We start from the raw sequence: 11,619 nt of genomic DNA on the forward strand, positions 1-11,619 counted from the left end.
TAGCGTTATAGGAAGAAAATCGTTTTGCGTTTTAAACCGCAGAGAATGCACGGTCGCAGAGATTTGATGCGAAGAAAGAATGGATTTCTCTGCGTTTGTCCATCCTCGGCGGTTCAATGAATTGGAAAGGAAAGTGGCCCAACCTCTCGTTTGAACCGAAGCACATGAAACAGGCCATTCTCTCTCTTTTCCTCTTCATCAGCATCGCAGCAGCTCAACCTGCCTTCCGTGCCGGGGTCGCTGCCATCGACGTTTCACCAACGGAGTTCCCGCGCATCATCGCGGGCGGGTTTCTCGAAGGACGGGGCGAAAAGCTCGCCGACAAGCTCTTCGTACGCAGTTTTGTGCTCGATGACGGGAAGATGAAGATCGCCTTCGCCATCGTGGACACGTGCATGATGGAGCAGGCGCTCATTGATGAGGCCAAAGGCATCGCGTCAAAGCAGTGCGGCATCCCGGTGGACCGCATGATGGTCAGCGCCACGCACACGCACTCCGCGCCGGCGGCGATGGGCTGCCTCGGCACGCGGAAGGACACTGTGTATGCCAAATTCCTCACGCCAAAGATCGCCGCGGCCATCGTGGCGGCGAATGCGGCGCTGCAACCGGCCCGCATCGGCTGGGGCAGCTACGACGACTGGGAGCACACGCACAACCGCCGCTGGATTCGCCTGCCGGGCAAGGAGGTCGTCGATCCCTTCGGCCAGCCCACGGGCCGCGCGAACATGCACCCCGGCTATCTTAGCAAGGACGTCGTCGGACCAAGCGGCCCGGTGGATCCGCAGCTCAGCGTCATCGCGCTGCAAACGCTCGATGGCAAACCGCTCGGCGTGCTCGCGAACTACTCGCAGCACTACTTTGGCACCTCGCCAGTCTCCGCCGACTACTTCGGCCTTTTCTGCAAACACCTCGCCGCGAAAATGGGCCAGCAGGGCGAGGGCAACGGCCCCTTCGTCTGCGCCATGAGCCAGGGCACCAGCGGCGACCAGATGTGGATGGACTACGGCGCGGAGAAAAAGACCATCACCATCGACCACTACGCCTCCGAGGTCGCCGCCAGCGCCATGAAGGCCCTGCAAACCGTGACGTATGTCGATCACGCCCCGCTAGGCATGATCGAAAAGACGCTCGAGCTCAACTACCGCGTCCCCGACGAAAAACGCCTCGCCTGGGCACGTCCCGTCGCCGCGAAGATCGAAAACGATGTGCCGAAGAACAAAGAGGAAGTCTATGCGCGAGAGGCGCTGATCCTCCACGAGCGGCAAAAGACCAGCGTGAAGCTCCAAGCGATTCGGATTGGCGATCTGAGCATCGCCACGCTGCCGAACGAGGTGTATGCGATCACGGGGTTGAAGTTGAGAGCTGCGTCGCCACTTCGACTTCACTTTAATATCGAATTAGCGAATGGAGCCGAAGGGTATATTCCGCCGCTAGAACAGCATGATTTGGGTGGCTACACGACCTGGCCTGCTCGCACTGCTGGTTTGGAGGAGGAGGCAGAATCCAAAATGGTGGATCTGTTGCAGCTTTGCTACGCCGACTTGAATTACAAGCCCGCGAGAAAAACAATTGTTTATGGATCTCCATACCTGCGTGCAATTGGATCAGCCGGTGTGCTCGGTCATTGGTCACTTAATTGGAGCACCCTAGCATCACATCTTTCCGACAAAGCAGATGCAAGTGCAGTGTTTCGCACCGCATCATTTAATTCCGAAGAGATTAGCTTTAGAAAATCTGGAGCATGTCTCAACGGTGTCGGGCGAATGGCCCCTTTCCTGCCAGGTGTCGGAGTCGGTTTAGGCTACGATCAGGAGTCGGAGCTAAAACAGTCTGAGTTCTCCGATCATTTTGGCGTCAACCGCTCCATTCATCTGGCCGGAGGACATCTTGAAACTTCGAATTTGGAACTAGGACCTCAAGCCTCCATCGCTGTTTGGTTCTGGCTCGGTCACGAAAGCGGTGCCAGTGACCGCTCCGGTGAACTAATCAACGTGCTGGGCAACAGCTTGAAAACACATCAGGATGGCCAGCATCGAGTGCGGCTTAAACTGGGCGGTGAAGAAACGAAAGAAGGATTGTTTGCCGACGACTGGCATTTCGCCGTGCTCATCCGTGATGGCGAAAACGTGCGGGTGCATCTTGATGGCAGTGAAAAGCCCGTCTTGTCTCGAAAGGGCGAAAAAGGGGGGAACAAGGTGGTCTTCGGCCAGGGTCTTGAAGGCCGGTTAGACGAGATTACGATTTGGAAGGGGGTGATTGCGCCCTCGCTCATCGCGAAGCTTTGGAACATCTCGAAAGTGGGCGAGGAGAATGCGAAGCGGGCCGTTTCGCGGGCGGAGCGGAAGAAGCGTGGTGCAGCCGTCTCGGCTGCTCAGAAAGACGCAGTCCAGAGGACTGCACCACACTCGGAAAACTGGTCCGCGTCGATGCGCTTCAAGAACACAAAGGCCAACAACGTCAGCGCCGTGACCGCCTACCTCATCTCGCGCGGGCCGAAGGGCGATCATCAAGCGCCGGGCGATCACCTCGGCATCGGCGGGAACTACAAGGACTCGTCGCCGGGCCGGTTGTTTGTCTTTAATGGCAATGCGGCCTCGCAAATCGTGCGCGGCACGACGGTCATTGAGCCGGGCACGTGGAATGACGTGAAACTGGAACGCCTCGGCTCACGCGTGAAGGTGACGCTCAATGGCAAGCTGGAGATCGACGCCGAACTGCCCGTCACCGCGCCCGGCGCGAAGGAATTGTTCTTTGGCAAACGCTGCGATGACTTCGCGCCGCTGGAAGGTGACTTTTCGGATGTGGTTGTCGATGGCGCGGCAGCGTCGTGGAGTGCGGTGGGAAGCGATAGCGCCACACCGCTTTCGACGGCGGGTAAGTCTTCGAACGCCGGTCAGCCAACGAAAGCGGTGTCGCCGATGCCGGGTGGCCCCGGCATCTCTGCCACCGCACTCCAGGACGCTGGCGCGCCGAAGAAAGTGCCAACGGCAACGCCACCCCTCTCCCCCGAAGAATCCGCGAAGAAGTGGCATGTGCGCGAGGGTTATCGCATCGAACTCGTCGCGGCGGAGCCGGTGGTGCTCGATCCGGTCGCGTTTGATTGGGATGAGCAGGGCCGCCTGTGGGTCATCGAGATGGCGGACTACCCGCTCGGCATGGATGGCAATGGCAAGGCCGGCGGACGCGCCGTGCGACTGGAGGACACCGACCACGATGGCCGCTACGACAAGCGCCACGTCATCGTCAGCGACTTGAGCTATCCCACCGGCATCTTGACCTGGCGCGAAGGCGTCATCGTCACCGCCGCGCCGGACATCTTTTTCATTTCGCCCGATGGCAGGAAGAAGGTGCTCTACACCGGCTTCAGCACGGGGAACCAGCAGCTACGCGTGAATGGCCTGCGCTGGGGCATGGACGGCTGGGTGTATTGCGCTGCGGGTGCTCACAACGCTGGCTACAACAAAGGCACACTCATCGAGTGCAAGCTCACCAGCGAGAAGATCGACCTCGGCAGCCGCGATTTCCGCTTCAAGCCGGACACCGGCGAGTTTGATCCGCAGACCGGCCCCTCGCAGTTCGGTCGCGCCCGCGATGACTGGGGTCACTGGTTCGGCGTGCAGAACAGTTTTCCGCTCTGGCACTACGTTTTGCAGGATCACTACCTGCGCCGCAATCCGCACGTCATCCCGCCGGACCCGATCCATCAGCTCTTCCCGCGGAATCCGCCCGTGTATCCCGCCAGCAGCATGGAGAAGCGCTTTCACAGCTTCGACCAGGCCGGACGCTTCACCAGCGCCTGCGGCATTGAGGTGTATCGGGATCGCGTGCTGTTTGATGATGGGAAGACGCATGCTTTTACCTGCGAGCCGTTTCACAACGTCGTGCAGCATCATGTGCTGGAGGATGATGGCGTGACGTTCAAGGCGGTGCCGGATAGTAGCCATCTCGCTCCGCGAGATGAGCAAGCGGCGTTGAAAAGCGGGAACGCGGCGAGCAAAGATAACGCTCAGCTCATCACGCGGAGCGGTGATGGCTACCATGACTTCCTCGCAAGCGAAGACCGCTGGTGCCGCCCCGTCATGGTCCGCACCGGCCCCGATGGCGCGCTGTGGGTCGCCGACATGTATCGCTACATGATCGAGCACCCGCAGTGGCTGCCGCAGAATGGGAAAGAGGAGTTCCTGCCGCATTACCGTGAAGGGGACGAAAAGGGGAGGATTTGGCGGGTGGTGAAGAAAAGTAGTGCCGAGCTTCAGCTCGCCAAGACTCCGCCGGAACGTGACGGACTCCGCACTACTTTGTGGTGTCCGAATGGCTGGCAGCGTGACAAGGCGCAGATGTTGACGATGTGGGGCAAGATGTTGCCTATTAAAGAGTTCGTGGACTTCAAGGAAGACACCGCGAGAGCACAGACGGCGTGGACGTTGCTTGCGATGGGCAAACTGCCAACGGCAACGTGTTTGAAGCTGCTCGGCAATGAAACACCCCGAGTGCGTGAGCAGGCGCTTCAGATGGCGGAGCGATTGACATGGGAGGGCGACGAGTCGTCGCCACTCCAAAAGGCGTTCGCAAAGCTCGTGAACGACAAGGACGAGAAGGTGCGGCTGCAACTGGCGTGCTCGCTTGGTGAGCTGAAGTTTGATTGGGCGGCGGATTTGCTGGCGGAGCTTTTGAATGCAGCTCCGGCGGGTTCAGCGTTGCAAGGCGCGGCGTTGAGTTCGGTGCTGCCGCATTTGGAGCGGGTTTGTGGGCGGGCGGATGAGAAATCGGCCGGGATGTTGTTTCGCTGTGCGTTGGCGGTGAAGAATGAAAAAGCCATTGCGGCCCTGGTGGCGCGACTCGAAGGCCCGGCTGGCATCGCGGAGCTTTTGGGCGTCCTCGACGAAAAAGACCTCTCGCTGGCTCAATTCACGAAGCAGGTGAGTTCACCGGAGGCACAGGCGGGATTGAAGAGGATGGCGGACATGCTGGCGAAGGCAGCGGTGGTGGTCAAAACGGCGAAGGAGGCTCCGCCGATGGCGGAACTGGCGCTGCTGGCCTCGGATCGCGAGCATCGGGAGATGGTGAAGGGGATGCTGCCAGAGCTTTGGGCGAAGAGCGTCGATGTAGGCGCACTTGCCAAAGTGCGGACGGACGGCACCGCGAACACGTCGGACTCCCGCAGTCTGGCGACTGCGCCTACGGAGGTGCTGCGACTCGTCTCAAAGCTGCAACCGAAGGGCGGCGAGCAGTTTTTGCTCGAAGGCTGGGACCAGCGCACGCCGGCGCTGCGTGTGCAGATCCTCGAAACGCTGCTCTCGAACGATGCGTGGACTTTGGCCCTGCTCAAACGCCCTGAGGCGAAGGCTTGTGATGCGGCGACGCGAGCGCGGTTGGTCAAGCATCCGAAGAAAAACATCGCGCAGACGGCGGAGAAGGTGTTTGCGGACTCGGTGAGTGCGACGCGGGCGGCGGTGGTTGAGAAGTTCAAACCTGCGCTGGGGATGAAGGGGGATGCAGCACGCGGGAAGACCGTTTTCGCGAGTGTGTGCATCAGTTGTCACAAGCTGGATGGCGTGGGCCTCGAACTCGGTCCCGATCTGCGCAGCGTGGTGCAGCATGATGCGGAGAAGCTGCTCAACTCGATCCTGGACCCGAGTGCGATCATCGAGCCGGGGTTCATGGCGTATCATTGTGCGCTCAAAAATGGCGAGCAGCTCTATGGCGTGATCGCGACGGAGACGAGCGCGAGTATGACGCTGAAGATGGCGGGGAATGTGACGCGGTCGGTCCTGCGGAGTGATGTTGCGAGTTTGAAGAGCACGGGTACGTCGTTGATGCCAGAGGGCTTGGAGGCGGTGATGACACCGCAGTCGCTGGCGGATTTGATCGCGTATTTGAAGGTGGCGCGGTGATGGGACGGAGCGCGAGTATGGCGAAGCCTACTCGCCTGTTTTGAGGTCTTGCGTTGACGTTGGGAGTTGAAAGTGGCGAGTGGTCTTCGACACACTCGCGCTCCATTTTGCGGTGCTTCTTGAGCGAAACATCGCGCCGGGGTGAATGGGCACAAAAAAGCGGGGCCTGTAAGGCCCCGCTCTCCTTGGTGATGTGCTGACGATTACTGCGCTGGCTTCCAGTTCTTCACGAACTCAAGGCACTGGGTGATCTCGGGCACGCTGGTTTCCCAGTTGTGCTCGTATTCGCAGTGGAGGGGGCCGGGGTAGCCTTGGGCGTGGTATTCGGCGAGGATGGCGGGGATGTCGCTCTTGCCGGTGCCGAAGGGGAGGTCGTGGGCTTTGGGATTGCCGAATTCGGTGAGGTCCTTCATGTGGCTGTCGAAGATGCGGCCTTTGAGGATCTTGATGCAATCGACGGGATTGAGGCTGCTGCGGACCCAGTGGCCGACGTCGGCGCAGGCGCCCATGCGGGGGTCGCGATCTTTGACGAGGCCGAGAACGTAGTTGGGATCCCAGAACATATAGGCGCGGTCGAGTGGGCGCTTGGGATGGTTGTGGATGGCCATCTTGATGTCGAATTCCTTCACGAGGGCTTCGATTTTGTCGAGCGCGGTGACATCGGGCTCGGTGACGATGACGCCGATGCCGAGGGTTTTGCAGAACTCGAAGATCTTGCGGTTGGAGGCGTCATCCTGGCCGAGTTTGACGACACCGTAGCCGACGGCGGTGAGGCCTTTGGCTTCGAGGTGCTTCATGACAGTGTTGATCATCTCAGGGGTGGCGTTGTGATCCCACTTAGCCTTGTCGTCGAATTTCTGGCCGGGGTAGAACTCGATGGTCTTGCCACCGCACTGGGCGGTTTTGTCGATGGCTTCGAACACGTTGTACATGCGGAAGCTGTAGGCCTGGCAGCCAGCGTAGAACTGGCCGACTTTGGCGGCGTCGGGGATGGTGGCCGCGAATGAGGCTGCGGCGAACAACAGGGAGAGAAGGAGTGTCTTCATGGTGGAGGGCGGGGAGCGTAGCGGGAGGATGCGGGAATGGAAGAACTGAAAATGGAAAATTGAGAATGGAAAATGGCCGGAGGGCGGCGTTTGAGGTGGTGATGAAAGCTCTCTGCCTCTTTTTTGTCTCAGTGGCGTTTGTTTCGGCGCAATTGCCTTCGGCGAAGCCGATTCCGCGCGTGCAGGCGGTGCCGATGCCGCATCACATCACGTCGTTTCAACTCGATGGGCGGGAACTGACCGCGATGCACTTTGATCCGCAGGACATGCGGCCGTTCTGGCATCCGATCCGGGCATCGCGTGATGTGAGCCTGACGCGTATGGGGCATCCACATGATCCACTGACGCATTCGCATCACAACAGCGTGTGGGTGACGCACAACATGGTCAACGATCTCGATTTCTGGGGTGATTACGCGAAGAAGCAGGGGCGCATCGTGAATGTGGAGGTGTCGCGAGAGGGGTATGAAGACACGGATGAGTTCGCGGCGATGCGGATGGTGAACCAGTGGATCAGCGAGGCGGACAAGTCGATCCAGCTCATCGAAGTGCGGCGCACGGAGATCCGGCCGCTGGATGGGGCGAAGAGCTGGTTCATGATCATCGACCTGGAGTTTTCGCCGCCGAAGGGCAAGACGGCGACGTTTGGGGCCACGGGCTTCGGCTTGGTGGCGGTGCGGATGGCGAAGAGCATCGGTGTGCATGATGGCGGCGGGCGCATCTTGAATTCCGAAGGGCAGATCAATGAGGAGGCGATTTTCCGCAAACCGGCGCGGTGGTGCGACTACAGCGGTCGCATCACCAATGACGCGGACGGATTCGGCGGCATCACGCTGATGAACCACCCGATGAATCCGCACAACCCGACGGCCTTCCATGTGCGCAACGACGGCTGGATGGGCTGCTGCCTGAGCCTGGACACGCCGGTGGAGGTGACGGAGGAGAAGAAGCTACGAGTGCGCTATGCGCTGTGGGTGCATGATGGCGTGGCGACGCAGGCGGAGAGCGAGGCGCACTGGAAAAAATTCACCGAGATGCCGGTGATTGATTTGAATCCGCCGAAACCGGTGAAGAAGTAGGCATGCAGGCTTATCCCGCCGCCTTGAACGAATTGATCGCCTTCTTCGAATCGCTGCCGGAAGGCGAGCGGCGGGAGAATCTGATCGACCTTGCGGCAGCTTCGGCGGCTCATGCGCCGAAGGAGAGTGAAACGTTCGATTTGGAGGACGTGCGGAAGGATGCCGAATGCACGGACACGGTGGGCGTGCATGTGAGGCTGGAAAGCGGTGAGCGTGTTCACTTTGCGATCAGCCTGGGACCGAAGGTGCAGACGTTGACGAAGGCACTGACGACCATTCTGTGCCGTGGGCTGAATGGCTCGACGCTTCAGGAGGTGCTGGACGTGCCGCAGGATTTTGTACCGCGCATCATCGGCGCGGAGCTGGTGCGGCTGCGCAGCCAGACAGTCTATTATGTGCTGGGCCGCATGAAGCAGGCGGCGGCGCAGCTTGTGGCTTCAAACGAGCCTTTCCGTCAGTCCTGAGCGCAGTTCTTCGGGAATCTGGCCGACGAAGCGGGGTTCGAGGTCGATGGCGTCGAAGATTTGGTGGATCTCCTGCTGGTTGATGTCGCCGGGCTTGTCGATCTCGAAATAGACGAGGTCATGCCGCGTGTCGATCTTGTAGCGGACCTTGGGGAAATGGTCGAGCTGGTTGCGGAGCTGGAGCAGGGTGGACTCCGCACGGAGGCCGGGGGCGTAGATTTCAACTTCGATCATGGGTGGTAGGGCCGTTGTTTTACCGGATTCGACCGGCGGAGCCAAGCAAAACCTGCCAAGCTTCCACGGGTAGGATTCCAGTTTGACAGGGTGGGGGTGGCGTCCTATTCTCGCCGCCCTTTCCCCCCGCCCCTTTTATGGCCAACATCCGCTCCGCAGAAAAAGACATCCGCAAAACGACGGTTCGCACCGCTCACAACCAAACGGTGAAAAGCCGCATCCGCACGCTGCGCAAGAAGGTGATCTCCGCCGTGGAAAAGAAGGATGCCGCCGCCGCCGCCGCCAGCCTGAGCGAATTCGCCGCCGCTGCCGACAAAGCCGCCAAGACCCACGTCATCAAGAAGAACACCTCCGCCCGCTTCAAGAGCCGTCTGGCGCTCAAAGTGGGTGCGTTGACCAAGCCCGCCTGATTCAGGCAATGAATGATTTCGGAACGGCGTCTCGATAAGAGGCGCCGTTTTTTTGTGAAGTCCCCTCCCGAAATGGAGAAACTGAGAAGGGCGGAATGGAAAACTGAAAATGGTTTCCGATCCTCGCGCGACTCGTTTCAGGCCATTTGCCATTTTCAGTTCCGCCATTCTCCATTCCTCCATTGATCTTCCCATGACCCGCCACCGCATCGCTCCCAACGGTCCTGAATTCTCCCGTCTCGTCTATGGCACCTGGCGCATCCTCGATGATGAGGACAAGGCCAACTGCACACCGCAGGCATTGTTGAGCCGATTCAAGGCCTGCGCTGACCTCGGCATCACCACGCTCGACACGGCGGAGATTTACGGCGGTTACAAGGTCGAGGAGGCCATTGGCGGTGCGTTGAAGTTGGACCCCTCCTTCCGCAGCAAGATCGAGATCGTGACCAAATGCGGCATCTACGTGCCGTGTGAGTTCCACCCTGATCGCAAAGTGGCGCACTACAACGTCACCGCCGCACGCATCATCAAGAGCGCGGAAAAATCGCTGCGCTTCATGGGCATTGATCATATCGACCTCTTACTCGTACACCGGCCCGACTGGCTCACCAGCGCTGATGAAACGGCCGAGGGGCTGAACAAGCTGCTCAAGGACGGCAAAATCCGCAGCGCCGGCGTCTCGAACTACAACGTGCATCAGTTTGAACTGCTGAACTCACGCATGGACCAGCCGCTGGTGACGAATCAGGTCGAATTCAGCCTGCTGCACATGGACCCGATCTACGACGGCACGGCGGATCAATGCCAGCGCCACCGCATTCTGCCCATGGCTTGGTCGCCGCTGGGGCAGGGTCGTCTCATGAAGAAGGGCGATCCTGCCGCGGACCGGCTACAGGCCAAAGCCGCCGAATTGTCCGCCAAATACGACGGTGCCACCCTCGACCAACTCGCCTACGCCTGGATCATGGCGCACCCGTCCTGCCCGCTGCCGATTATTGGGACCAACAAGCTGGAGCGCATCAAGGCGGTGGTGAAAGCCGCTGACATCAAGCTCGAGCGCGAAGACTGGTATGGCCTGTGGGAAGCCGCCCAAGGTCACGGCGTGCCGTGATCGGCGCTCACCGGATCTCGTCGTTATGAACCATGCTCAGCCGCCAGTTCCATGGCCACGGGCCGGGATTGCTCCAGTGGAACACCCAGGGCTGCTCGATCTGGTTCACGCGCTGGAGCACCATCTGGCTCACCGCAGTGCCGTTGCCTTCGAGTTTGGCCTTTAATTTGACGACGCCCTGCCCTTTCACAGCCTGCACGGTGAGGTCGCTGGTCTTCACATCGAGCGTGAAAAAGCCGCTGATGTATTGTTTCAGCGTTTGCACCACCGTTTCGCGATTGTGGCCGTAAGCGTCGGTGTAATCAGCGGCGAAGAAGTCCTGAATGTCATCCCAGTCGCGATCCTGAATGGCCTCGATGAACTCAACCTGCGCGACACGCAGTTGCTCCTCCGGCGAACGGCCCAAAGCCCACCAAGCGAACCACAGGGCGACAACTAATACGAGCGCCAGGAGGCTGCGAAGGATCAGGCGTGTGTTCATGAGATCAAAACAGCGCCAGTTGCCCGGCAGGTTCGGTGGAGGTCATGCAGAAACTTACCGTGCCGCTGCTGCGACGGCGCACGACTTCAATCGTCGGTGTCGGCTTGTGGCGCTCGGCGCAGACGACGCGGGCATCGGTGGCACCGGCGGCATCGAGCGCTTGGCGAATGTAGCGCGAGGCGGTGGCGGGATCGTTGCAATCATCGCTCAAATGGCCGAGCACGACGTGGCTGAGGCCGGGATGCGCCACGTCGCGGACGAGTTCGGCGGCCTGCTCGTTCGAGAGATGGCCGTGGCGCGAACTGATGCGTTGTTTCGTCGCCCAAGGGCGCTTGGTGTCGTTTTCGAGCAGTTGCGTGTCGTAATTGGCCTCAATGAAGAGGCTGTCGGAGTTGCGGAGGCGGTCCTTGATCAGGTTCGTCACGAAGCCCACATCGCTGAGCACGCCGAGACGGGATTCTTCGTCGGCGATGACAAACCCGACCGGATCGACCGCATCGTGCGGCACGGGGAAAGATTCGATGCGCAGATCCTGAAACTCGAAGGCCGATCCCGTGGTCATGAGCCGCCAGGGCGGTGTTTTTTTGAAGCCGAGGCTGCCCGCGAGGGTTTCCTGGGTCAAAGCGGTGCAAAACAGCGGCACCGAGCGCTTCCGGCTCAGCACCTCGATCCCGCCGGTGTGGTCCTGATGCTCGTGGGTGAGCAGGATGCCGTCGAGCATGTCGAGCGAGAAGCCGCAGGCGTCGAGGCGTAGGCAGATTTGCTTGGCGCTCAGGCCGGCGTCCAGCAGCAGGGTGGTGCGTTCCGTCGAGATGACGGCACAATTTCCCGAACTGCCGCTGCCAAGAATCGTGAGACGCACCATGGGCCTGTTTTAGCGGCGGGGGCCGGGCGATGCAA

9 protein-coding genes are annotated in these 11,619 nt (G+C 60.1%); 5 read left to right on the plus strand and 4 right to left on the minus strand.

Annotation, left to right across the window (positions count from 1 at the left end; all coding sequences use genetic code 11):
* Positions 1 to 164 precede the first annotated feature (164 nt).
* Positions 165 to 5,894, plus strand: a complete 5,730-nt coding sequence (locus ACKVY0_RS18185; protein ID WP_409216252.1) for a PVC-type heme-binding CxxCH protein — start codon at positions 165 to 167, stop codon at positions 5,892 to 5,894.
* 203 nt (positions 5,895 to 6,097) lie between these two features.
* On the opposite strand, the gene ACKVY0_RS18190 is transcribed toward ACKVY0_RS18185, so the two are convergent.
* Positions 6,098 to 6,940, minus strand: a complete 843-nt coding sequence (locus ACKVY0_RS18190; RefSeq protein WP_409216253.1) for a sugar phosphate isomerase/epimerase family protein — start codon at positions 6,938 to 6,940, stop codon at positions 6,098 to 6,100.
* A 101-nt stretch (positions 6,941 to 7,041) separates the two neighbouring features.
* Here ACKVY0_RS18190 and ACKVY0_RS18195 point away from each other — a divergent pair, with 101 nt between their 5' ends.
* Together ACKVY0_RS18195 and ACKVY0_RS18200 are read left to right on the plus strand one after the other, a co-directional pair.
* Positions 7,042 to 8,019 (plus strand): PmoA family protein, encoded by a 978-nt coding sequence (locus ACKVY0_RS18195; RefSeq protein ID WP_409216254.1) that lies wholly within the window; start codon positions 7,042 to 7,044, stop codon positions 8,017 to 8,019.
* Between the two features lie 2 nt (positions 8,020 to 8,021).
* Positions 8,022 to 8,483 carry a SufE family protein gene (locus tag ACKVY0_RS18200; RefSeq protein ID WP_409216255.1) on the plus strand — a complete coding sequence of 154 codons (462 nt, stop codon included), beginning with the start codon at positions 8,022 to 8,024 and terminating at the stop codon, positions 8,481 to 8,483.
* On the opposite strand, the gene ACKVY0_RS18205 is transcribed toward ACKVY0_RS18200, so the two are convergent.
* Positions 8,457 to 8,717, minus strand: a complete 261-nt coding sequence (locus tag ACKVY0_RS18205) for a hypothetical protein (RefSeq protein WP_409216256.1) — start codon at positions 8,715 to 8,717, stop codon at positions 8,457 to 8,459. The two genes, ACKVY0_RS18200 and ACKVY0_RS18205, sit on opposite strands and share 27 nt — an antisense overlap.
* A 137-nt stretch (positions 8,718 to 8,854) precedes the next feature.
* On the opposite strand from ACKVY0_RS18205, the gene rpsT reads away from it, so the two are divergent.
* Together rpsT and ACKVY0_RS18215 are read left to right on the plus strand one after the other, a co-directional pair.
* Positions 8,855 to 9,127 carry a 30S ribosomal protein S20 gene (rpsT, locus tag ACKVY0_RS18210; RefSeq protein WP_322280459.1) on the plus strand — a complete coding sequence of 91 codons (273 nt, stop codon included), beginning with the start codon at positions 8,855 to 8,857 and terminating at the stop codon, positions 9,125 to 9,127.
* Positions 9,128 to 9,320: 193 nt separating this feature from the next.
* Positions 9,321 to 10,238 (plus strand): aldo/keto reductase family oxidoreductase, encoded by a 918-nt coding sequence (locus ACKVY0_RS18215; protein WP_409216257.1) that lies wholly within the window; start codon positions 9,321 to 9,323, stop codon positions 10,236 to 10,238.
* Between the two features lie 7 nt (positions 10,239 to 10,245).
* Here the strand turns inward: ACKVY0_RS18215 and ACKVY0_RS18220 are convergent, their stop codons facing one another.
* Together ACKVY0_RS18220 and ACKVY0_RS18225 are read right to left on the minus strand one after the other, a co-directional pair.
* A complete protein-coding gene (locus tag ACKVY0_RS18220; protein ID WP_409216258.1) occupies positions 10,246 to 10,719 on the minus strand; it encodes a hypothetical protein in 474 nt (157 codons plus the stop codon).
* A gap of 4 nt (positions 10,720 to 10,723) precedes the next feature.
* Positions 10,724 to 11,584 (minus strand): MBL fold metallo-hydrolase, encoded by an 861-nt coding sequence (locus ACKVY0_RS18225; protein ID WP_409216259.1) that lies wholly within the window; start codon positions 11,582 to 11,584, stop codon positions 10,724 to 10,726.
* Between the last annotated feature and the right edge of the window lie 35 nt (positions 11,585 to 11,619).

It is taken from the genome of Prosthecobacter sp., from assembly GCF_046154365.1.
GTDB lineage: Bacteria > Verrucomicrobiota > Verrucomicrobiia > Verrucomicrobiales > Verrucomicrobiaceae > Prosthecobacter.